This window comes from Pseudomonas arsenicoxydans, from assembly GCF_006438915.1.
GTDB classification, from domain to species: Bacteria; Pseudomonadota; Gammaproteobacteria; order Pseudomonadales; family Pseudomonadaceae; genus Aquipseudomonas; species Aquipseudomonas arsenicoxydans_A.
Map to the genome: position 1 here is coordinate 1 of NZ_RCZE01000003.1, position 22398 is coordinate 22398.

At 60.2% G+C, this 22398-nt stretch carries 24 protein-coding genes; 11 read left to right on the forward strand and 13 right to left on the reverse strand.

What is annotated here, in order from left to right; translation table 11 throughout:
• Positions 1–384 precede the first annotated feature (384 nt).
• From rluB to EAH78_RS06625, 6 genes are all read right to left on the reverse strand, one after another.
• The gene (gene rluB, locus EAH78_RS06600; RefSeq protein ID WP_140666824.1) at positions 385–1671 is read right to left on the reverse strand and encodes a 23S rRNA pseudouridine(2605) synthase RluB; all 1287 of its coding nucleotides are present in this window, start codon (positions 1669–1671) and stop codon (positions 385–387) included.
• A gap of 157 nt (positions 1672–1828) precedes the next feature.
• Positions 1829–2020: a DUF1289 domain-containing protein gene (locus EAH78_RS06605; RefSeq protein WP_140666826.1), complete on the reverse strand. Its 192-nt coding sequence runs from the start codon at positions 2018–2020 to the stop codon at positions 1829–1831.
• A 145-nt stretch (positions 2021–2165) separates the two neighbouring features.
• A complete protein-coding gene (scpB, locus tag EAH78_RS06610; protein WP_140666828.1) occupies positions 2166–3131 on the reverse strand; it encodes an SMC-Scp complex subunit ScpB in 966 nt (321 codons plus the stop codon).
• An 11-nt stretch (positions 3132–3142) separates the two neighbouring features.
• Positions 3143–3964 carry a segregation and condensation protein A gene (locus tag EAH78_RS06615; protein ID WP_123434000.1) on the reverse strand — a complete coding sequence of 274 codons (822 nt, stop codon included), beginning with the start codon at positions 3962–3964 and terminating at the stop codon, positions 3143–3145.
• Entirely contained in the window at positions 3965–4594 is a 630-nt protein-coding gene (locus EAH78_RS06620; RefSeq protein WP_140667231.1) for an L-threonylcarbamoyladenylate synthase, read from the reverse strand.
• A 13-nt stretch (positions 4595–4607) separates the two neighbouring features.
• Entirely contained in the window at positions 4608–5471 is an 864-nt protein-coding gene (locus EAH78_RS06625; protein WP_140666830.1) for a PHP domain-containing protein, read from the reverse strand.
• 87 nt (positions 5472–5558) lie between these two features.
• Between EAH78_RS06625 and EAH78_RS06630 the strand changes: the two genes are divergently transcribed.
• The 6 genes from EAH78_RS06630 (at position 5559) to EAH78_RS06655 (ending at position 9875) form a co-directional block, all read left to right on the forward strand.
• Positions 5559–6155 (forward strand): septation protein A, encoded by a 597-nt coding sequence (locus EAH78_RS06630; protein ID WP_140666832.1) that lies wholly within the window; start codon positions 5559–5561, stop codon positions 6153–6155.
• A gap of 1 nt (position 6156) precedes the next feature.
• Positions 6157–6456 carry a YciI family protein gene (locus tag EAH78_RS06635; protein WP_008156126.1) on the forward strand — a complete coding sequence of 100 codons (300 nt, stop codon included), beginning with the start codon at positions 6157–6159 and terminating at the stop codon, positions 6454–6456.
• 121 nt (positions 6457–6577) lie between these two features.
• A complete protein-coding gene (locus tag EAH78_RS06640) occupies positions 6578–6991 on the forward strand; it encodes a translation initiation factor 2 (protein WP_140666834.1) in 414 nt (137 codons plus the stop codon).
• A gap of 7 nt (positions 6992–6998) precedes the next feature.
• Positions 6999–7676, forward strand: coding sequence for a response regulator transcription factor (locus EAH78_RS06645; RefSeq protein ID WP_027922300.1), 678 nt, complete (start codon positions 6999–7001; stop codon positions 7674–7676).
• A gap of 235 nt (positions 7677–7911) precedes the next feature.
• The gene (locus EAH78_RS06650; RefSeq protein ID WP_140666836.1) at positions 7912–8361 is read left to right on the forward strand and encodes a Spy/CpxP family protein refolding chaperone; all 450 of its coding nucleotides are present in this window, start codon (positions 7912–7914) and stop codon (positions 8359–8361) included.
• A 173-nt stretch (positions 8362–8534) separates the two neighbouring features.
• A complete protein-coding gene (locus EAH78_RS06655; RefSeq protein ID WP_140666838.1) occupies positions 8535–9875 on the forward strand; it encodes a sensor histidine kinase in 1341 nt (446 codons plus the stop codon).
• A gap of 162 nt (positions 9876–10037) precedes the next feature.
• Here EAH78_RS06655 and EAH78_RS06660 read toward each other — a convergent pair whose 3' ends face one another.
• Positions 10038–10604, reverse strand: coding sequence for a nitroreductase family protein (locus EAH78_RS06660; protein WP_140666840.1), 567 nt, complete (start codon positions 10602–10604; stop codon positions 10038–10040).
• Positions 10605–10725: 121 nt separating this feature from the next.
• Here EAH78_RS06660 and EAH78_RS06665 point away from each other — a divergent pair, with 121 nt between their 5' ends.
• Positions 10726–12180, forward strand: coding sequence for a TrkH family potassium uptake protein (locus tag EAH78_RS06665; protein ID WP_140666842.1), 1455 nt, complete (start codon positions 10726–10728; stop codon positions 12178–12180).
• Here the strand turns inward: EAH78_RS06665 and EAH78_RS06670 are convergent.
• Positions 12137–13198 (reverse strand): AraC family transcriptional regulator, encoded by a 1062-nt coding sequence (locus EAH78_RS06670; RefSeq protein ID WP_140666844.1) that lies wholly within the window; start codon positions 13196–13198, stop codon positions 12137–12139. The genes EAH78_RS06665 and EAH78_RS06670 overlap by 44 nt on opposite strands.
• Positions 13199–13359: 161 nt before the next feature.
• On the opposite strand from EAH78_RS06670, the gene EAH78_RS06675 reads away from it, so the two are divergent.
• Together EAH78_RS06675 and EAH78_RS06680 are read left to right on the forward strand one after the other, a co-directional pair.
• Positions 13360–13671, forward strand: a complete 312-nt coding sequence (locus tag EAH78_RS06675; RefSeq protein WP_027922294.1) for a DUF962 domain-containing protein — start codon at positions 13360–13362, stop codon at positions 13669–13671.
• A 29-nt stretch (positions 13672–13700) separates the two neighbouring features.
• Positions 13701–14291, forward strand: a complete 591-nt coding sequence (locus EAH78_RS06680) for an HD domain-containing protein (RefSeq protein WP_140666846.1) — start codon at positions 13701–13703, stop codon at positions 14289–14291.
• A 136-nt stretch (positions 14292–14427) separates the two neighbouring features.
• On the opposite strand, the gene EAH78_RS06685 is transcribed toward EAH78_RS06680, so the two are convergent.
• A complete protein-coding gene (locus tag EAH78_RS06685) occupies positions 14428–15243 on the reverse strand; it encodes a UDP-2,3-diacylglucosamine diphosphatase (protein ID WP_027922292.1) in 816 nt (271 codons plus the stop codon).
• Positions 15244–15372: 129 nt separating this feature from the next.
• On the opposite strand from EAH78_RS06685, the gene EAH78_RS06690 reads away from it, so the two are divergent.
• Complete coding sequence (locus tag EAH78_RS06690; RefSeq protein ID WP_140666848.1) at positions 15373–16131, forward strand: helix-turn-helix transcriptional regulator; 759 nt, start codon at positions 15373–15375, stop codon at positions 16129–16131.
• 78 nt (positions 16132–16209) lie between these two features.
• Complete coding sequence (locus tag EAH78_RS06695) at positions 16210–17103, forward strand: DMT family transporter (RefSeq protein ID WP_140666850.1); 894 nt, start codon at positions 16210–16212, stop codon at positions 17101–17103.
• Here EAH78_RS06695 and EAH78_RS06700 read toward each other — a convergent pair.
• From EAH78_RS06700 to recQ, 4 genes are all read right to left on the reverse strand, one after another.
• Positions 17097–17384 (reverse strand): SelT/SelW/SelH family protein, encoded by a 288-nt coding sequence (locus tag EAH78_RS06700; RefSeq protein ID WP_140666852.1) that lies wholly within the window; start codon positions 17382–17384, stop codon positions 17097–17099. The two genes, EAH78_RS06695 and EAH78_RS06700, sit on opposite strands and share 7 nt — an antisense overlap.
• 44 nt (positions 17385–17428) lie before the next feature.
• Positions 17429–19180, reverse strand: a complete 1752-nt coding sequence (locus EAH78_RS06705; RefSeq protein ID WP_140666854.1) for a FimV/HubP family polar landmark protein — start codon at positions 19178–19180, stop codon at positions 17429–17431.
• A gap of 127 nt (positions 19181–19307) precedes the next feature.
• A complete protein-coding gene (locus EAH78_RS06710; protein WP_140666856.1) occupies positions 19308–19742 on the reverse strand; it encodes a MarR family transcriptional regulator in 435 nt (144 codons plus the stop codon).
• A 119-nt stretch (positions 19743–19861) separates the two neighbouring features.
• Positions 19862–21988 carry a DNA helicase RecQ gene (gene recQ, locus EAH78_RS06715; RefSeq protein WP_140666858.1) on the reverse strand — a complete coding sequence of 709 codons (2127 nt, stop codon included), beginning with the start codon at positions 21986–21988 and terminating at the stop codon, positions 19862–19864.
• Positions 21989–22398 lie beyond the last annotated feature (410 nt).

Here is a 22398-nt window from a genome sequence, read left to right on the forward strand (position 1 = left end):
GTCTTGCGGATTGATCCGGATTTCAAGGTTGTCTTTAGAAACGTCGATGCCTGCGCAGGAAAACATAGCCAAACCCTCTTACACTCAAAGGTGAGAGCGCTCTGGCTGGGCACCACGCTTGTAACTGTTCGAGGTAGGCTCGTTCAACTGTTCGGGCTCAATAACCAGAGTGGAGGGGTGAATGGCAGCGTGAGCTCCCACACGTGCTTTTAAGCACTCCGGGCATTCAGCTTGCCACTCACCGCTCTCATCACCAGTCTAATTCCTGCGCAAGACACAAGCGGGCTTGCTCGCGAAGAGGCCAGAATACCCACCACATTACTCAAACCAAACCAAAAAAAACGCCATCCCGAGGGATGGCGTTTTTTATGGGGCGCTTACCGATTACTCAGGCTTGCGACGACCAAACCCCGGACGCTGGCCCGAACCGGCCGGCGCGCCGCGACGCTTGCCCGATGGCGCGTCCTTGTCGACCAGGACGATGCCTGGGCGTTTCTTCGGCGCTGGCTTGGCCGGTCGCTTGGTGTCGGCAGGACGGTCGGCCACTGGCGTACCGCGACCCGACTCACCACGACCTGCCGGAGCACCGCGATCACTGCGACCGCCGCTTGGCGCACCACGGCCTTCGCCGCGCTCGGTGCGACCATTGGCCGGACGTGGCGTGCGTGGAGCGCGCTCGCCATCGGCACGAGGTGCTGCTGGCTTGCGGGCTGGACGCTCGCCTTCGAAATGCGGCTCGCGGGTATCACGCGGCGTAGCGGCGGTCTGGTTACCGATGGCTGGACGCAACGAACGCACGCGCTCGGTCTTGCCCATCGGACGCGACGATTTACGCTGCATACGGTCGAGCTTGTCTTTGCTCTTCGCGTTCATCTGCGGCATGGCAACCGGTGTCAGGCCGACTTCAGCACTCAGAATGTCGACTTCGTACTGGCTCATTTCGCGCCAGCGACCCATCGGCAGGTCGGAGTTGAGGAACACCGGACCGAAACGCACGCGCTTCAGACGGCTGACCACCAGGCCCTGGGATTCCCACAGACGACGAACTTCGCGGTTGCGACCTTCCATCACCACGCAGTGGTACCAGTGGTTGAAACCTTCGCCGCCTGGTGCCTGCTTGATGTCGGTGAACTTGGCCGGGCCGTCTTCAAGGACGACGCCTGCTTTGAGACGTTCGATCATCTCGTCATCGACTTCGCCACGCACACGTACCGCGTATTCACGGTCCATTTCGTAGGAAGGGTGCATCAGGCGGTTAGCCAGCTCACCGTCGGTGGTGAACATCAGCAGACCGGTGGTGTTGATGTCCAGACGGCCGATGTTGATCCAGCGACCTTCTTTCGGTTTTGGCATCTTGTCGAAAACGGTCGGACGGCCTTCCGGATCGAGGCGGGTGCAGATTTCACCGTCGGGCTTGTTGTACATGATCACGCGGCGTACCGACTCGGCGGCTTCTTCGCGCTTGATCACGCGGCCATCGATGGTGATGGCGTCATGCATGTCGACACGCTGACCGAGCGTGGCGTCTTTGCCATTGACCTTGATGCGGCCGTGGCTGATCCAGGCTTCTACGTCACGGCGAGAGCCGACGCCGATACGGGCGAGGACTTTCTGCAGTTTTTCGCCTGCTGGGCCGATTTCCTGGTCGTCTTTCTGGTCGTTGATACTCATCTGGGCACCTCCCGGTGTGGTCTGTTCAGGAAGCTCTGAAGTGAGGGTCCTGAAGCGATGTAAATCTGTTCACTTGGGCGAAGGGATCGCCGAAGGGTCGCGAATCATACGCTCATGTGGGCATTTGCGCATCAGAGACTAGCTGATGAACGCAGAGTTACTTGTTTTTCCGCCGACCGGTGGCGCCGAGTTTGATCAACCTGAGCGCTGCTTCAGCGAGAACGGTGTGTTTGTCGAGCTTGTCGAGTTTCTTCCAGGCCCTGATTTCACGCTTGCTGCGGCCGCAGCCGAGGCAGATGTCGTCGGTGAATTTGCAGAGATTGATGCAGGGGTCTTTGGTTGAGCTCATCAAAACTCCAGTCATCGCAAATCAAATGTGTGTGCGGGCTTGCTCGCGAAGGCGGTGTGTCAGGTAATTAATAGTGTGACTGACACTCCGCCTTCGCGAGCAAGCCCGCTCCCACAGGGGATTTTCAGTGTTTATCAGATTTGAATCAGTCGTCGAATTCGCGGCGTTCGGCTTCGATGGCTTCGGCCAGCGCGCGGGCTTCGGCTTCTTCGTCGCTCAATTCAGGTTCGGGTTTCGATTGTTCGAGGGCGGCAACCGCGGCCAGGAGTTTTTCGCGGGCTTCGGCGACGCCCAGAATATCGTCTTCAAGCTCCGGTTCCGGCTCTGTTTCGGCTGTAGCCGCGGGCTCAACCTGAAGTTCCCTGTCGACTTCAGGTTCAAACGCAGTCATCTCGCCATCGCGCAACAAATCATCGAAATCGGTCTTGAGCCCCTCCTCCATGGTGTCCAGTTCCAGCAACAACGTGTGGAAGCTGGTTTCTTCCTTCGGCTCTTCCGGCTCGGCACTGGCATCCGCCAATTCCTGCAGGCTGGCAGGCACGGGCGCGTCGTCGAAATCGAGCACCGGGTCCGGTTCCAGCTCGCGCAGTTCGGCCAGCGGCGGCAGATCGTCTAGGTTTTTCAGGTTGAAGTGATCGAGAAACGCCTTGGTGGTCGCGAACATCGCCGGTTTGCCGGGCACATCGCGGTAGCCGACGATGCGAATCCACTCACGCTCCATCAGCGTCTTGACGATCTGACTGTTGACCGCCACGCCCCGCACGTCTTCAATCTCGCCCCGGGTGATCGGCTGGCGATAGGCGATCAGCGCAATGGTTTCGAGCATGGCGCGGGAATATCGCTGCGGCCGCTCTTCCCACAAACGCCCGACCCACGGCGAAAACTTTTCGCGGATTTGCAGGCGGTAGCCGGAGGCGACTTCCTTCAGCTCGAAGGCACGGCCGTCACAGGACTTGGCCAATATCGTCAGCGCTTTCTTAAAGACCGGCGGCTCCGGCCGTTCGCCCTCTTCGAAGAGTTCGAACAGGCGTTCAAGCGATTGCGGTTTTCCCGAGGCCAACAGAAAGGCTTCAAGCAGTGGCGCCAGCTCGCGGGGTTCAGTCAGGTTCATGATTCAACTCGTTATTCGGCTCGGGCCCGCACGTGAATCGCTGCGAACGGCTCATTCTGCACCAGCTCGACCAAGGATTCCTTGACCAGTTCGAGGATCGCCATAAAGGTCACCACCACCCCCAGTCGCCCCTCTTCTGCGGTGAACAGCTCGACAAAGGGCACAAAACCGCCGCCCTTGAGCCGGTCCAGCACATCGCTCATGCGTTCGCGGGTGGACAGCGCCTCGCGGCTGACCTGGTGGCTTTCGAACATGTCGCCACGGCGCAGGACTTCGGCCATGGACAACAGTAATTCTGACAGACGCACGTCTGGCAACAGTTTGCGCGCCCGGGCTTCCGGGGCATCCAGCTTGGGCACCACCACGTCACGGCCGACGCGGGTCAGGCCGTCGATGCCTTCGGCGGCCGCCTTGAAGCGCTCGTATTCCTGCAAGCGGCGGATCAGCTCGGCACGCGGGTCGTCTTCTTCGTCTTCGATGGTTTCGGCGCGGGGCAACAGCATCCGCGACTTGATCTCAGCCAGCATCGCGGCCATCACCAGGTACTCGGCGGCCAGCTCCAGGCGCACCGACTGCATCAACTCGACATAGCCCATGTACTGGCGAGTGATTTCCGCCACCGGGATGTCGAGGATGTTGATGTTCTGTTTGCGGATCAGGTACAGCAGCAGGTCGAGCGGGCCTTCGAAAGCCTCGAGAAAGACCTCGAGCGCATCCGGCGGGATGTACAGGTCCAGCGGCATTTCAAGGACCGCCTGGCCATACACCATCGCGAAGGGCAGCTCTTGCTGGGCTCCGGCCTGACTGTCGACGACGGGTTCTACTGCAGACATCTACGCCTCGGCCATGAACGGCGCAGGGTCGCCGCAACCGACACGGATCACTTCCGGCTCGCCGTCGGCGAGATTGATCACGGTGGACGCCTTGATCCCGCCGAATCCGCCATCGATGATCAGATCGACTTGATGTTCAAGCAACTGACGCATTTCGAACGGGTCGGTCAGCGGGTCAGTGTCGCCCGGCATGATCAGGGTCACGCTCATCAGCGGCTCACCGAGCTCTTCGAGCAGCGCCAGGGCAATCGGATGGCTCGGGACCCGCAGGCCGATGGTGCGTTTTTTCGGGTGCAACAACAGGCGAGGGACTTCGCGGGTGGCGTTGAGAATGAAGGTGTACGGCCCTGGCAGGTGCGCCTTGAGCAGGCGGAATGTGCCGGTGTCGATCTTGGCAAACACCCCCAGCTGCGACAAGTCGCTGCAAATCAGCGCGAAGTTGTGTTTGTCATCCAGCCCGCGCAACCGGCGCACACGCTCCACAGCATTCTTGTCGCCGATCTGGCAACCAATGGCGTAGGACGAGTCTGTGGGATAAATCACCACCCCGCCTTTGCGGATGATCTCGACCGCCTGTTTGATCAGGCGCGCTTGCGGGTTTTCCGGATGAATCTGGAAAAATTGACTCACATTCTCTACCTGTTCAGACGGCGGCAATAATTGGGTCATGTTTGAATCGACACCACAGTGGTGGCAGATCCTCCGGGAGCGGGCGGTATTCGCCGATCTCGGACCAGCCTCCAGGGCCATGAAAATCACTGCCGGCACTGACCAGCAGACCGAACTCACGAGCAAGAATCGCCAGGCTGCCCACTTGTTCGGCGGGCTGATGGCCATTGACCACTTCAATCGCGTGGCCCCCGGCTTGAATATAGTCAGAAATCAGGCGACGACGCTTGCTGCGAGTGAAATCGTAGTGCCAGGGATGCGCCAGGCTGACCCAGGCTTTCGCTGCGCGCAGGGTTTCGACGGTTTCTTCGAGGGTCGGCCAGTGTTGCTTGACGTCGCCCAGCTTGCCGGCGCCCAGCCATTTGCGAAACGCTTCGGCGCGATCCTTTACAAACCCTTCACGCACCATCCAGTCGGCGAAGTGCGGGCGGGCCGGCGCGTTGCCGCTGTCGCCCAGTTCCTGTTGCATGGCACGGGCACCTTCCAGCGCCCCCGGCATGCCTTTTAACGCCAGCTTGCGACTTATTTCTTCGGACCGTAGCCAACGACCATCGTGCAATTTTGCAATCGCCTCGACCAACGGCGGCGCCGTGACATCAAATCCATAACCCAATACGTGAATGGTCGCGCCGCCCCAGGTGCAGGACAATTCGACGCCGTTGACCAGTTGCATCCCCAGCGCCGTCGCGGTGGTGCGGGCCTCGTCGAGGCCCTCGAGGGTGTCGTGATCGGTCAAGGCCAGGACTCGCACGCCTTTCTCGAACGCACGCGCAACCAGTACCGCAGGCGCCAGGGCGCCATCGGAGGCTGTGCTATGGCAGTGCAAATCAACATTCACAGGACTTTGTTACCTCAAATCAGCTGGCGCTATCGCGCGCCCATATGTTTGTTATTATGCCGCCACATCCTGCTTCTGGCTGCCACTGTGAAACAATTCATCGATTTCATCCCGCTCCTGCTGTTTTTCATCGTCTTCAAACTTGACCCACGGGTCGTCGACATCGGCGGTCATGAGTTCACTGTAGGCGGTATCTACAGCGCCACCGCGATGTTGATCATCAGCTCGCTGGTGGTTTACGGCGCGTTGTTCTTCAAGCAGCGCAAGCTTGAGAAAAGCCAATGGCTGACCCTCATCGCCTGCCTGGTCTTCGGTAGCCTGACCCTGGCGTTCCACAGCGAAACCTTCCTCAAGTGGAAAGCGCCGGTGGTGAACTGGTTGTTTGCCCTGGCATTCATTGGCAGCCACTTCGTCGGTGACAGCCTGCTGATCAAGCGCATCATGGGTCACGCACTGACCCTGCCGGAGCCCGTCTGGACGCGCCTGAACATTGCCTGGATCGCTTTTTTCCTGTTTTGCGGTGCCGCCAACCTGTTTGTCGCGTTCACTTTTCAGGACTACTGGGTCGACTTCAAAGTCTTCGGCAGCCTGGGCATGACGCTGCTGTTCCTGGTCGGCCAGGGCATTTACCTGTCCCGCCACCTGCACGACACCGACACCACTACGCCAAAAACCGAGGACTGACATGCTCTACGCAATCATTGCCACAGACGTCGCCAACTCGCTGGAAGCCCGACTGGCTGCGCGTCCTGCCCACCTTGAGCGCCTGCAAGTGCTCAAGGGCGAAGGCCGCATCGTATTGGCCGGTCCGCACCCGGCGGTCGACAGCAATGATCCGGGCGCTGCGGGTTTCACCGGCAGCCTGATCGTCGCCGAGTTCGATTCCCTGAGCGCCGCACAGGCCTGGGCCGACGCTGATCCGTATATCGCCGCAGGCGTCTACGCCAACGTTTCGGTCAAGCCATTCAAGCAAGTCCTGCCGTAACTTTCCCCCATAAATGCCCCCGCGCGGTGAACCTTGTCGGTTCATCGCGCTCTCAACGCTCATTATTCTCGTTTGCCTGCCGACAACCTGCCCAATCACTCGATTGGAATCAGGAGTCGCGATGCGCAAGGGTCCGTTGTGTCTGTTGTTGGTGACGTTGTCGATCATGGCCCCGGCCCACGGTGAAGCAGGCGCTGAGGGCGCTAATTCGACGCCGCTGTCCCTGAGCGCCGGCAGCCAGATTAGCGAGTTGCAGCAACGCTTGAAGGTCAGCGAGCAGCAACGGGAAGAGTTGAGCAAGCAACTGCAAAATACCGATGCCGAACGCGAAAGCGCTCAACTGAGCCGGTTGCGCCAAGAGAATCAGCGCCTCAAGCTGCAACTCAAGGAAATCCAGGCCAGTAGCCCGTTGCCGCGTCTGCTGACTGATCAGCAGCAATGGTTTGTTATCGGCGGTGGAGTAGCGCTATTGGCCCTGCTCTGCGGTATCTTCGCCAGTGGTGCCACCAGAAAACGTCGGCAATGGCTAAATTGAGTGATTCATGAGCGAGCTGTTACTAATTGATGATGACCAGGAGCTGTGCGAGCTCCTGAGCAGTTGGTTAAGCCAGGAAGGCTTTCAGGTCCGTGCCTGTCACGATGGCCAGAGTGCCCGCCGCGCGTTGGCCGAAACCTCTCCCGCCGCCGTGGTGCTGGACGTGATGCTGCCGGACGGCAGCGGTCTGGAGCTGCTCAAGCAGTTGCGCAGCGATCACCCGGACCTGCCGGTGCTGATGCTGTCGGCACGCGGCGAACCACTGGACCGCATCCTCGGCCTGGAACTGGGCGCCGACGATTACCTGGCCAAACCCTGCGACCCGCGGGAACTGACAGCCCGCTTGCGCGCCGTGTTGCGTCGCAGCCATCCGGCGGCGGTGTCCAGCCAGTTGGAACTGGGCGATCTGTGTTTCAGCCCGGTGCGCGGCGTGGTCAGCATCGATGAACAGGAATTCACCCTCACCGTCTCCGAAAGCCGTCTGCTTGAAGCCCTGCTCAAGCAACCTGGCGAGCCGCTGGACAAACAGGAACTGGCGCAAATCGCCCTCGGCCGCAAGCTGACCCTGTACGACCGCAGCCTGGACATGCACGTCAGCAACCTGCGCAAGAAAATCGGCCCGCACCCCGACGGCCGCCCGCGCATCGTTGCGCTTCGCAGCCGTGGTTACTACTACAGCCTGTAACGGGCAAAGCGCACCTTGCTCCCGCTGGGCTGCGTAGCGGCCCCAAAAAAGGGACTGCTGCGCAGTCAACGGGAGCAAGCTCCCTCGCCACAGACCAGTGCCCGCTTGCCGTTTTGTCAGGTCGGCGAGAAATCGTCTTTACCCAAGCTTTACGCTCCGCTGACTGCCGCTGACCTTGATCTGCGTAATCTGTACTCATCCGGAACGTACCGGGAACGAGACAAGGAGATTCACCATGCGCAAGACTCTTATCGCTCTGATGTTCGCCGCCGCTTTGCCTACCGTTGCCATGGCCATGCCTGAAGACACCGGCCCGATGGGTGGGCCGATGGACGGTTCGCGCCACGGCGGTCAGATGCACGGCATGCACGGCAAAGGCCCGTACAGCCAACTCGACCTGAGCCGCGAACAGCGCGAGCAGATCCGCAAGATCATGGGCGAGCAGATGCACGAGCGTAAGCAACTGGTCGACAAGTACCTGGAGAAACTCTCGCCAGCCGACCAGAAAGCCCTGAAAGACGAAATGGCCGCCAAGCATCAGAAGGCCGAAGCCGATGTACGCGCCGTGCTGAAACCGGATCAACAGAAGAAATTCGACGAAATCCAGAAAAAGCAGGCTGAGCGTCGCGCCGAGTGGGCCGAGTTCAAGGCCTGGAAAGCGCAACAACCGCAAAAAGCGCAATAATGCGCTGACCCCGGACCCAATGGCCAACCCGTTGGGTCTGTTACCACCCAATCTAATGTGGGAGCGGGCTTGCTCGCGAAAGCGGTGTGTCAGTCAAAAGTGATTTGCCTGAAACACCGCCTTCGCGAGCAAGCCCGCTCCCACAGGGATTTGTGTTTGTTCGAGGATTTTCTGTGCGTTCATTGTTCTGGCGTATCCTGGCCAGCTTCTGGCTGGCCATTGCCCTGGTGGCTGGGCTCTCCATTCTGCTGGGGCACATGCTCAACCAGGACGCGTGGATCCTCAGCCGCCATCCGGGCCTCAATACCTTGGCGCAAGAGTGGACGCAAACCTACGAATCCCAGGGTGAAGAAGCCGCCCAGGACATTCTGGAACAACGCAAACGTCAATATCACATTGACGTTCAGGTGTTGAACGAAAGCGGCGACCCGGTCGTCCGTGGGACCTTCCCTCGTCGCGCAGCCGCGTTCGAAGCCCGGCAGAACAACGATGACCGGCGCCTGCCATGGCGTCGTTTGACCGCGGAATACACCAGCGAAAAAACCGGTGACACCTACCTGCTGATTTATCGCATTCCGCACCCGGAACTGGATTCCTGGCACCGCGAAAGCCTGCTGTGGCCGCTGAGTGCGCTGGGCATCGCGTTGGTGGTGCTGACCTTGTTCAGCCTGTTCGTCACGCTGTCCATCACCCGCCCTCTCAGCCGTTTGCGCAGTGCCGTGCATGACCTCGGACAAACCACCTATCAGCAGAACAGCCTGGTGAAATTGGCCAACCGGCGCGATGAGTTTGGCGTGCTGGCCAACGATTTCAACCGCATGGGCTCCCGCCTGCAAAGCTTGATCGGCAGTCAGCGGCAATTGCTGCGTGATGTGTCGCATGAATTGCGCTCCCCGCTCGCCCGCCTGCGCATTGCATTGGCATTGGCGGAACGGGCCAGCCCTGAAGAACGGGAGAAACTCTGGCCGCGCCTGACCCGCGAATGCGACCGACTGGAAGCGTTGATCAGCGAAATCCTCGTGCTGGCGCGGGTCGATGCCGACAACGCCAGCGCCGAAGACGTCGACCTCAACGCGTTGCTCAATACGCTGCAAAAGGATGCGCAACTGGGCTCGCCGGAGCAGCACGTGCGACTTGAAGCGGAGCCGCAACTGAACCTCAGGGGCTGGCCGACGATGATCGAGCGCGCCGTCGACAATCTGCTGCGCAACGCCCAGCGGTTTAACCCGCAGGGGCAGTCGATTGAAATGCAGGCCGTGCGTCAGGGTGAGCGCATTGTAGTCAGCGTGCGTGACCATGGGCCGGGCGTGAACGCCGAGCATTTGAATCAGCTGGGCGAGCCGTTTTATCGAGCCCCAGGGCAGACAGCCGCCGGGCATGGCCTTGGATTGGCGATTGCGCGACGTGCGGCAGAGCGTCATGGCGGGAGTCTGGTGCTGGCCAATCACCCGCAGGGCGGGTTTGTGGCCAGTCTGGAATTGCCGTTGGTGCCGGGGGCCGTCGTCCAGCCCTGAACCCTTTGTAGGGTTAACGGATACTCACAAAATGTGCGTTCACCTTAGATCAAGTGTGGGAGCGGGCTTGCTCGCGAAAGCGGCTTCACATTCAACGGAAATGTTGACTGCCCCACCGTCTTCGCGAGCAAGCCCGCTCCCACATTTGATTTGATGTGAATGTCAGGACTTACCGGGCCACGCGCTGACGAATTCGGCGAGGTCGACTTTCTCGGCCACCCGCGGCTCTTTCTGCGGTGTGCCGAGGTAAAGAAACGCAATCACCTCTTCCCCTTCCGCCAACCCCAGCCCTTTGGCCACATGCGCCGAGTAGGCCAGTTCGCCGGTACGCCACACCGCGCCAATCCCTTGCGCATACGCCGCCAGCAAAATCCCGTGCGCCGCACACCCCGCAGCCAACAGTTGCTCGGACTTCGGGTACTTGACGTGATCCTGCACCCGCGCAATCACCACCACCACCAATGGCGCACGCAGCGGGCCGTTGCGCGCCTTGTCCAGTAGCGCTTGCGACACCTCGGTGTCTTGCAGCTTCGCCGCTTCGGCCAGCAGCTCGCCCATTTGCTCGCGCGCTGCGCCCTCGACGGTCAGGAAACGCCAAGGCTGCAAATGTCCATGGTCCGGGGCACGCATGGCGGCGCCAAACAGGACTTCGCGCTGCGCTGCAGTCGGTGCCGGGTCGAGCAGTCGTGGAACGGAAACACGGTTGAGCAAAGCGTCGAGAGCCTGCATCGGCCACCTCCAGAAAAAATGTTTGGCTATTCTAGCTGCAAGTGCGCAAGCGGCGTCGGTTTACATGCCCTGCCCCGCAGGTAGAATGGCGCCCACTTCCACAACAGCCCGAGCGGATTTCATGGCGTTGCCGACCTTACGGATCATTGGTTTTATCATCGGCATCTTCCTGATCACGTTGGCCATTGCCATGGTTGTGCCCATGGCGACCCTGGTGATTTTCGAGCGCACCCACGAGCTGCCCTCGTTCCTGTGGTCGAGCATGATTACCTTTGTCGCCGGCCTGGCGATAGTTATCCCCGGTCGTCCCGAACACATCCACCTGCGTCCACGGGACATGTACCTGCTGACCGTCAGCAGTTGGCTGGTGGTCTGCCTCTTCGCCTCGCTGCCATTTATGCTGGCTCAACACGTCAGTTTCACCGATGCGATATTTGAAAGCATGTCCGGCATCACCGCCACCGGCTCCACGGTCCTCAGCGGCCTGGACACCATGTCCCCCGGCATCCTGATCTGGCGTTCGCTGCTGCACTGGCTCGGCGGCATCGGTTTTATCGGCATGGCGGTCGCGATTCTGCCGTTGCTGCGCATCGGTGGCATGCGCCTGTTTCAGACCGAGTCCTCAGACCGGTCGGAAAAGGTCATGCCTCGCTCGCACATGGTGGCGCGTCTGATCGTGGCGGCCTATGTCGGCATCACCATTATCGGCAGCCTGGCGCTCTGGTGGGCCGGGATGAGCCTGTTTGATGCGATCAACCACGCGATGTCAGCGATCTCCACCGGCGGCTTTTCCACCTCGGACCAGTCGCTGGCCAAATGGACGCAGCCGGCGGTGCACTGGGTGGCGATTGTCATCATGATTCTCGGCAGCCTGCCCTTCACCCTGTACGTCGCAACCTTGCGCGGCAACCGTCGGGCCTTGATCAAGGATCAACAGGTTCAAGGGATGCTCGGCATGCTGCTGGTGACCTGGCTGGTGCTCGGCACCTGGTACTGGTGGACCACCCAACTGCATTGGCTCGACGCCTTGCGGCATGTGGCGTTTAACGTGACATCGGTGGTCACCACCACCGGTTTTGCGCTGGGGGATTACAGCCTGTGGGGCAACTTCTCGCTGATGTTGTTCTTTTACCTGGGCTTTGTCGGCGGCTGCTCTGGCTCGACGGCCGGCGGGATCAAGATATTCCGCTTCCAGGTCGCCTATATCCTGCTCAAAGCCAACCTTAACCAATTGATTCACCCACGTGCGGTGATCAAGCAGAAGTACAACGGTCACCGTCTCGACGAAGAAATCGTGCGCTCGATCCTGACCTTTTCGTTCTTCTTCGCCATCACCATCTGCGTCATCGCATTGGCGCTGTCGTTGCTTGGTGTGGACTGGATGACTGCCCTGACCGGCGCGGCCAGTACCGTGTCCGGTGTCGGGCCGGGATTGGGTCCGACCATCGGGCCGTCGGGTAACTTTTCGACGTTGCCGGACGCCGCCAAGTGGATTCTGTCGTTCGGCATGCTACTGGGCCGACTGGAGATCATTACGGTGTTTGTTCTGTGCATTCCTGCGTTCTGGCGCCACTGACCTGCGCCGCCGCCTCTGACATGTGCGCCCGGTACTCGCCGGGGGTGGCATCAAACCAGCGGCGGAACGCGCGGAAGAAATTGCTCGGGTCGGCAAACCCCAGCAGGTAGGCAATTTCCAGCAGGGTCATGGTTGGCTGGGCCAGGTACTGCTCGGCCAATTCGCGCCGGGTGTCATCGAGCAAGGCCTGGAAACTGGTGCCCTCTTCTTGCAAGCGTCGCTGCAAAGTGCGTTGCGACAGGTGCAGCGTCTGCGCCACGGTATCGCGCTTGGGTTCGCCCTGCGGAAGCAGACGGCACAACACTTGCCGCGCCTTGTGCGTCACGCGGCTCTCGGAAAACCGCGCCAGGTACTCGCCGGCAAACCGGTCATGCAACAACGCCATCGCCTCGTTGGCGGTCGGCAGCGGCGCTTCCATGTCGGCCCGTTCGAAGATCAATGCGTCGTAAGGTGCGTTGAACAGCAACGGCGCATGAAAGGCTTGTTTGTAGGGTTCGAGGTCGACGGGCTGGTCACCCTGGATCAGCACCTTGCGCGGTTGCAAGGTCCGCCCGGTCAACCAGCCGCACAACGCCAGTGCACAGGCCAGTGACGCCTCGGCACTTTGCCGGGTCGGCGGCAGGTGATCGCCGTGGACCGTCAGAATCAGCGCATAACCTTCATCCAACAGGCGGAAACTCAGGTCGGCACTTTCGGCAATGATCCGCTGATAGCGCACCAGTCGCTGAAAACCTTCGGCCAGGGTCTGGCTGGACATCAGCGCATAACCCGCGACATGGAAGGACGCCGGTCGCACCACCTTGCCCATGTTAAGGCCGATCGCCGGGTTGCCGGACAGGTCGACCGCGCGCTGCCACAGCCGCGTCATGGAATCCTGCGGGAAACGTGCATCCGGATCATCCAGTGAGGCGTAGTCGAGCCCTAGCTGCTTGAACAGTGCCCGGCAATCCAGGCCGTCCATCTCCAGTGCTTTGACAATCCCCATCGCCCAGCTTGCAGAAGTCGTTCGTTCGCTCATGGCGTTTGCTTACTTCAGTGAGCCGTCTGACGCGGCTAGTTTTCGAAGGATACTAAAGTGGCGCCTATTGTCACTGGCTGATGCCAATGATCACTCTAGACTCAAATAAGCTACCCGCAGCACATCTTGCAATCAGAACAATAACCACAGAGATCGCAGTCGTGGAAAACATCAAACGTTTCAACAGCTTTGCTGAGTTTTACCCGTATTACCTCAGCGAGCACAGCGACAGCACTTGCCGACGGCTGCACTTCATCGGCACGACGCTAGTCATCTTCATTCTCGCCCTGACCATCGGCAAAGGCGCGTGGCTGCTGTTGTGGGCCCTGCCGCTGGCGGGTTACAGCTTCGCCTGGGCCGGGCATTTCTTTTTCGAGAAGAATCGGCCTGCGACCTTCCAACATCCTTTGTATAGCCTGCTCGGCGACTTTGTCATGTACCGCGACATGATCCTGGGTCGCGTGCCGTTCTAAGCACCGTGAACACGAAGAGAGAATAGTCGATGAATGCCAATGCCCGTTTCACCCACATGAAGGACGGCACGCAGGAGGACTGGGCGATCATCGCCGCCGATTTCAGCGCCTACGCAAAACAATTGCCTTCAAGGATTTTGGCGCACCTGAAGTTGCTCGAGGGCGATTTTGGTGGCTTCCCGGTGGACCGTCTCACCCACTCCCTGCAAACCGCCAGCCGCGCCTGGCGCGATGGCCGTGATGAAGAATATGTGGTCTGCGCGTTGCTGCACGACATCGGCGACACCTTGGGTTCCTACAACCATCCGGACATTGCCGCTGCGATTCTCAAGCCGTTCGTCAGCGCCGAGAACCTGTGGATTGTGGAGAAACACGGAATTTTCCAGGGCTACTACTTCTTCCATCACCTGGGGATGGATCGGCACCTGCGTGAGCAGTTCAGCGAGCATCCGCAGTATCAGGCGACCATCGAGTTCTGTGCCAAGTACGATGCGGCGGCATTTGACCCGGCGTATGACACGCTACCGCTGAGCTTCTTTGAGCCGATGATGGAACGGTTGTTTGCGCAGCCCAAGAACTCGATCTACAAGGCGGCGATGGAAGAATATTCACCGGCCTGATAGACCGAGCGGGACCGCTGCGCGGTCCATTCGCGAGCAAGCCCGCTCCCACATTTGACCGCGTTCTCACATAAGACTCGGTATAAATGTGGGAGCGGGCTTGCTCGCGAAGGTGCCAGCCCAGTCACCGTAAATCTCAAGCCGGTTCGGCAACCTTCAACGCCTTCAACTCCGCCTCCCGCGCCTGCGCATCCGCCAGCCGATACAACTCGATCGACCCGTCCCAATGCTCGATCAACGCCGTGCACGACTCCACCCAATCCCCGCAATTGAGGTAATCCACCTCGCCCACCTTGCGAATCTCGGCATGGTGAATGTGCCCGCACACCACGCCATGCAACTCGCGTTTCACGCATTCGTGCGCGATGGCTTCCTCGAAGTCGCTGATGAAGCTGACCGCAGTCTTCACCTTGTGCTTGAGGTACGCCGACAACGACCAATAGCCGTAGCCATACCGGGCGCGCCAGTGGTTGAGCCAACGGTTGAGGGTCAGGGTGAATTCGTAGGCCGAATCCCCGAGAAAGGCCAACCAGCGGTGATAGCGAGTGATGACATCGAACTGATCGCCGTGGATCACCAGCAAATGACGGCCATCGGCGGTCACGTGCACCGCTTCGTCGACCAACTGGATGTTGCCCAGGATCAGTTTGGAATAGCGACGCAGAAATTCGTCGTGATTGCCGGTGACGTAAATGACCTCGGTGCCGCGCTTGCTCATGGTCAGCAAACGGCGAATCACGTTGGTGTGCGCCTGAGGCCAGTACATACCGCCGCGCAGTTTCCAGCCATCGATGATGTCGCCGACCAGGTAAATCTTGTCCGCGTGGTAGCCCTTGAGAAACTGCGACAGGTGTTCTGCCTGGCAGTCTCGGGTGCCCAGATGCACATCAGAAATCCACAAGGTCCGCACACGTTGCTTACGACTGGGTTTGGCGAGCTCGGCGCTGGTCATGGGCAACCCTCTGCGATGGTTTTTCCAAGCTTGCGCCGGTCGGGTTAATCGGCCATGACAGTGGTGAGTCATTCCTGTGACAGCAACCGGCCGGTGTAGACTGGCGTCATCTTGCCCAGGAGAGCGGTGATGCGACCGATCCTCACACTACGCCAGTACACCGACGACCTGATCGTCCACAGCCACGATCACGCCCAACTGGTGTTCGGCTTGTCGGGCGCGCTGGATTTTGAAGTCGACGGGCGTGGCAGTCAGGTGGTGCAGCAGAGTTTTGTTGTGGTGCCGTCCGGTTTTCATCACGCCTGCGGCAGCAGCAATGGCAGCCGCTGCCTGGTGCTGGACGTGCCGAACGATCAATGGGTTTCACAGTCACTGGGCAATCACGCCGAGGCCAGTCGCCGCCTGCTCGATAACCCCGGACGCTTGCCGCTGGATGCCGGGCAGAGCCAATTGGTCAGTTGGTTGGCGAGCAGTCAGGTCAACGACCCGTTGATTGCTCAACAAGGCGCGGTGCTGTTGCTGGCCAGCCTCAACAACGCCAAACCGGCCAGCCTGGGCGGACGACGCCTGCCGTATGCGGCGATGAATGCACACATCGATCAGCATGCAGCTTATCCGCTGCAAGTGGCGGACCTGGCCGGTGTCGCCGGGTTGTCCAGCGCCCGGTTGCATGCACGGTTTGTGGCTGAATGCGGACAGACGCCAATGGACTACATCCGCAGTCGGCGGCTGCATATTGCGGTGGGATTGCTGCGGGATTCACCGTTGCCCATCGGCGAGATTGCCAGTCGGGTCGGCTACAGCTCACAGAGCGCCTTCGCCGCCGCGGTGTTGCGCGAGTTTGGCGCCTCCCCCGGCAAATTGCGGCGCGAGGCTGGAGACAAATGAGGCGAGTCTGACGACAGACAGGTGCGCCGCCAGCGCTCTAGACTGCACCTCTATTGGTTGTATTGATCAAGGATTGCAATGACTCCCCGTACCGCCCTTGGCGCCCTGCATATCGGTGCATTGATGTTTGGCCTGACCGGTGTGTTTGGCAAACTCGCCGCTGCCTCCCCCGCTGTCATCGTCTTTGGCCGTGCCGCGTTTGCGGTGCTGGCACTCGCAGTTTTTGCGCGTTTCGCCAGCAACACCCGTTGGCAGAAGCTTGAAGCCGTGGACTGGCGCCGCCTGCTGCTCAGCGGCTTGCTGCTGGCCGGGCACTGGGTGAGTTTCTTTATTGCGGTGAAGGTGGCGGGCGTGGCGATTGCGACCCTGGGCTTTGCCAGTTTCCCGGCGTTTACCGTGATTCTCGAAGGGCTGATCTTCCGCGAGCGGATTCGCGCCAATGAAATCCTGCTGGTGGTGTTGGTGAGTGTCGGGCTGGTGTTGGTCACACCGAACTTCGATCTGGCAAGCGGCGCCACCACCGGCCTGCTCTGGGCCGTCGGTTCCGGGTTGTTGTTTGCCCTGCTGTCGCTGACCAACCGGGCCAGTTCCGCACGGATCCCGCCGGTACAGGCCGCGCTGTGTCAAAACGTGGTGGTCGCGCTGTGCCTGCTGCCCATGGCGGCACCGCAGTTGAGCGAAGTGCGTGGCATCGACTGGCTGTGGATCGGCCTGCTTGGGGTGTTCTGCACCGGCGTCGCCCACAGTCTGTTCGTCGCCAGCCTGGCGGTGATCAAGGCCCGCACCGCGGCGGTGGTGTTTGCCCTGGAACCGGTTTACGGGATCAGCATGGCCTGGCTGTTGTTCAATGAAAACCCGACGCTGCGGATGCTGATCGGCGGCGCGCTGATCATCGTCGCGATCGTGGTCTCCAGCCGGCTGTCCGGTGGTTCAAGCAAAAAGACCGTGGCGGCTGAAGCGGCGTCTCACTGAGTGCGGTCGTTGTGGCCCAGGTCGCGGTCCGGATCGATCTGATCGCGGACTCGCTGCTTGAGCACCTTGGCCTCGGGAAAACCGCCATCGGCCTTACGCTCCCAGAGCTGCACGTCGTCACAAAAAATATGGAACACCCCACCGGTGCCGGGCACCAGCGACACCTTGCCCAGGTCATCACCAAAGGTGCTGAGCAGTTCCTGGGCCAGCCAGGCGGCACGCAACAGCCATTGGCATTGTGTGCAGTAGGTGATGACGATTTCCGGTTTGTGCGCGGTCATGACAGGCGAGTCTCTGAGTCTGGGAGCGCAGCCATCATAGAGCCTCAGCCGATACCGGCCAACAGACTGCGGGCGGTCTGCTTGAGCGGTTCGTCGCCGTCCTTGAGCAATTCGTTGAGCAGCTTGATCGCGCGGTCGAGGTCGCCATCGTCGATGCAGGTCTGGGCTTGCTCCAGTTTGCCGGCGTTGGATGGCACCGCCGGGGCCAGGCTCAGCGGTTCAAGTTGCAGAGACTGAGGCGCATCGTTGAATTCGTCGAGGAAGTCGTCATCCAGCGTTGGCGTGTCAGGTTCAGGGTCCCATTCCAGTTCAGACGCTTGCTGAGACAACTCGTCAGGCAGCTCGTACACGTCGGGCATCACGTGCAGGTTCGAGGTGAAGGTCAGCTCGTCCGAAGGTTTAGCGGTAGCCGGTGGGCTGTCAAAAGGACTGACCAGATCCCAATTTGAATCCATCGACATTTCATCCAGGTTCAACTGGAATTCATCGTTGGGCACAGCGTCCACAGGGGCGACTACGGGCGCAGCCTCCACAGGTGCGGCACTGCTCAGCTTCGGAAGGCTGGCGCGGATATCCTGTAGTTTTTGTGGGTCGAACCCGGCGTCTCGCAGGCTGCTTTCCTGCGTGTCATAGGCCGTCACATCACCTTGTTTGCCGAGCACCTCCAGCAACTGTACCGCCAGATCCGTGCGCTGAGGTTCCTTGATCAGCGCGTCTCGCAACATGGCAGCGGCTTCGGAAAATCGGCCATAGGTCAGGTAGATGCCGACCCCTTCCAGCACATTGCTCGCTGGGGCTTCTTCACGATGATCGGACGCTGGTCTAAAAACAGGCTTTTGCACCAATGACGGCGCAGGATGATCGAGCATCGGCTCCTGCCGTGTTGGCAAATCGGGGGCGGCCTCGGGCAAGTCCGCCACCTGCTGACGTCGATGACGAAGGAACAACCCGAGCAGCACCAAAGCCACCAGTGCCAGCAGTGCCAGCAGCCCGATAATCAATGGCCAATTCGTCGCTTCCTCGACAACGGCAGGCGCGGGCACGGCAGCCAACGGCGCAGTGGGCTCGGCTGGTGGTTGTTTGACTTCAGCCAATTGGGTTTGCAGTTCGGTGATCTGCTTTTTCTGATCGGCGATCTGCTCGTCCTGAGCCGCCAGCTTCGCATTCAACTCATCGATGGTTTTTTGCAGCTGCTGGTTTTGCAGGACAGTGGCGGCCAGTTGCTCGGCCACAACGGGATCACTCACAGGCGCGACGGCAGGTTGCGCGGCAGCGGGTTTCTTCACGGGGGCTGCTGGCGCACTGGCCGGTTTGACGGTCGGAAATGCAGAAGGCTGAGGTTCGGCAACCGGCTCATCAGCGACGGGTTCAATCCCCGGAGTGCCCGGCGGATCAATCAGTACCGTGTATTCGCGCAGCAAGCGCCCGTTGGGCTGATTGAGCTGCACCACGAAATTCAGAAAAGGTTCTTTGACCGCTTTGCTGGAGGTCACCCGGATCAGGCTGCGATTGCCTCGCAGAATAGGGGTGAATTTCAGGTTGTTGAGGAAGAACACCCGCTCGACGCCAGCACGGCTGAACTCATCCGCCGTCGCCAGGCTGACGGACAACTCGCCCTCCTCCAGGCCACCGACATCCACCAGGGCGATGTCTGCACTCAACGGCTGGTTCAGCGCCGAGTGGAGCGTGATGTCCCCCAAGCCCAGCGCAGGTGCCAATGCCGAGTAGGTAATAGCGCCACCGACCAGAAACAGCCTGACGCCACACCGTAAAACCAACCGCCAACTCTCGAGCATGAGCATCCCTTAGATAACAGAACCAACCTATGCGTGTTTGCACATCCGGTACGAACACGATATTGCCTAGTAGTTCTTTATAGTCTGCCCAACGGGGTATCTCAAAAGTCTGGCGAGTGGTTATGCCTCAAGATTTTTCCAGATTGCCCAGAATATGTCCGTGAACCCGCATGCACACCTTCAGATCCGCCTCATCGACACCTTCAAACAGCTCAAGGCGCAGTTGCGTGGCGATGGTTTCAATTTGTTCGATCAGGGGACGGGCCGGTGCGCAGAGGACAATTTTTTTCGCCCTACGGTCTTCCAGCACGGCTTGGCGCTGTACCAGGCCTTGGGTTTCAAGGCTGTCGAGCAAACGGGCCAGCGTCGGCCCTTCGACACCAACGCTTTGCGCCAGCTCACGTTGGGTCGGGGCTTCCTCGAAACGGGCCAGGTGCAGAAGCACCAGCCAGCGTGCCTGGGACAGTCCTAGACCGGCGAGACGGCGGTCCAGTTCGGCACGCCAGCCACGCGACATCTGGGCCAATTGCATGCCAAAGCGGTGTTGATCGGTTAACGGCATAAAACACTCATGATTAGACTGAAATTAATTAAAACTAATTATTAGTCAGCTAAGCATGGCCGCTGGATTGAGGCAAGGTTTGGTCTGTAGTGAATCGTTACATCAACCTACAGGACCGCTTAAACCTCAAATTCCGATTGCAGGGCGGCACGCACGCAGTACAAAACGCCTTCCGGCACCCGCCCGGCGAACAGCGCGGCGATCTCCGACACCGCTGGCAATTCACCCTCGCCGTCGAGGAACGCATCCTGGACTTCGCCCATCAATTCTTCAGGCAGGTCCAGCGCTTGTTCCAAAGACAGCTGCTGCTTGCCAATCGCTTCGGCAAGCATGGTGTAGACGTTCTTCTCCGAGCACTGCAGTTGACCGGCGATTTGTACGGGCGTCATGCCGGCGCGAGCCAGAGTGATCAGTTCGTGGCGCACGTCGGCCACGACTTTCGGTGCCTCGACCTGACCGCCCAGCACTTCGAGGAAAGCCTCGCCGTAACGCTCGAGTTTGCGCGCACCCACACCGCTGACCGCGGCCATTTCCGCCAGCGAAGTCGGCTGGCTGCGGAGCATTTCCAGCAGCGTCGAATCGGGGAAAATGACGTACGGCGGCACGCCATGTTCTTCGGCGAGTTTGCGTCGCAGGGCACGCAAGGCTTCCCATTGTTCGCGTTCTTCGCCACGCACCAGTTGGCTCGCCGGGCTCTTGCTGCTTTTCGCGGTGGTTTGCGGCTTGAGGTCGCGGCGCAGTTCCAGGGTCACTTCGCCCTTGAGCAGCGGCCGGCAGGTGTCGCTCAGGCGCAGGCCGCCATAGCCTTCGAGGTCGATGTCGGCCAGACCGCGGGCAACCAGCTGACGGAACAGGGAGCGCCATTCGCTCTCGCCCATCGCCTTGCCGACGCCAAATACGGACAGATGCTGATGGCCAATGCTGCGGATTTTTTCGTTGTCCTTACCCAGCAATACGTCGACCAGATGCCCGACGCCGTAACGCTGACCGGTGCGGTAAATCGCAGAAAGCGCCTGACGGGCCGGCTCGGTGGCGTCCCAGGTCTGCACGCCGTCGACACAGTTGTCGCAATGGCCGCATGGCTCGGGCATGTCTTCGTCGAAGTAGGCCAGCAACGTCTGGCGACGGCAGCGGGTTTCTTCACAGAGCGAGAGCATCGCGTCGAGCTTGTGCTGCTCCAGACGTTTGTGTCGCTCGTCGCCTTCGGAGTTCTGCAACATTTGCTTGAGCATCACCACGTCTTGCAGGCCGTAGGCCATCCAGGCATCTGCCGGCAGGCCGTCACGACCGCCGCGACCGGTTTCCTGGTAATACGCCTCAAGGGATTTTGGCAAATCGAGGTGAGCGACAAAACGCACGTTGGGTTTGTCGATGCCCATGCCGAACGCCACGGTGGCGACCATGATCAGGCCCTCCTCGTTGAGGAAGCGCTTCTGGTGATGGGCCCGGGTTTCGTTGGGCAAACCCGCGTGATACGGCAGCGCCGGGAAGCCTTGTTCGCTGAGGAACACCGCCACTTCGTCGACTTTCTTGCGCGACAGGCAGTAAACGATGCCGGCATCACTGCGACGCTCGGCGAGGAAGGCCAGCAACTGCTTGCGTGGCTGCTCCTTGGGCACGATGCGGTAGAAAATGTTCGGGCGGTCGAAGCTCGACAGGAAGCGTTCGGCGTCTTGCAGATGCAGGCGCTCGACGATTTCTTCGCGGGTCCGCTTGTCGGCCGTAGCGGTCAGGGCGATGCGCGGCACGTTAGGGAACAACTCTGCCAACTGCCCCAGTTGCAGGTATTCGCGACGGAAGTCATGGCCCCATTGCGATACGCAGTGCGCTTCGTCGATGGCGAACAGGGCGATTTCAAGACTTTGCAGGAAAGCCAGCATGCGTGGCTGGACCAGACGCTCGGGCGCCAGGTAGAGCATCTTCACTTCGCCGCGCTTGATGCGGGCCGCGAGGTCACGCTGTTGTTCGGCGCTCAGCGTGGAGTTCAATGCAGCGGCCGCGACGCCAAGCTCTTCGAGGGTGGCGACCTGGTCGTCCATCAACGCGATCAGCGGCGATACCACCACAGCCAGGCCTTCGCGCAACAGCGCCGGCACCTGGAAGCACAAGGATTTGCCGCCACCGGTAGGCATCAGTACCAGGGCGTCGCCGCCGCTGGCCACGCGCTCAATGATTGCACCCTGACGGCCACGGAAACTGTCGTAGCCGAAGATGTCCTTGAGGACGCGTTGAGCCTGTTCGAGCATAAAAACTCCAAAAATCACAAAAACATCCCTGCAAGGCTGGTTCAGAACTACACAAGCTGCACTGACAAATCGTAAGTGCGCATTGCATGGCGCTTCACATTCCAGCCGCGACGCCGGCAGGGCATCACAAAACGCGCGAGTATACCCGAGGCCTCCCTTGCGCAGGGCACCGCTGATAAGACACATGAACCCAATGCAACAAAGAACCCTGTGGAGTGAGCAATGTGGTGAGGGGGCTTGCCCCCGTTGGGTCGCGGAGCGGCCCCAAAACTGCAATCACCGTGTATCAGATACACAGGGTGCAATTTTTTACGACTGCTACGCGGCCGAACGGGGGCAAGCCCCCTCGCCACCTAGCTCGCTCCCACAGGGAATGCGGTGTTCTGAGGCTGCAAATATCCCGCGCGGCT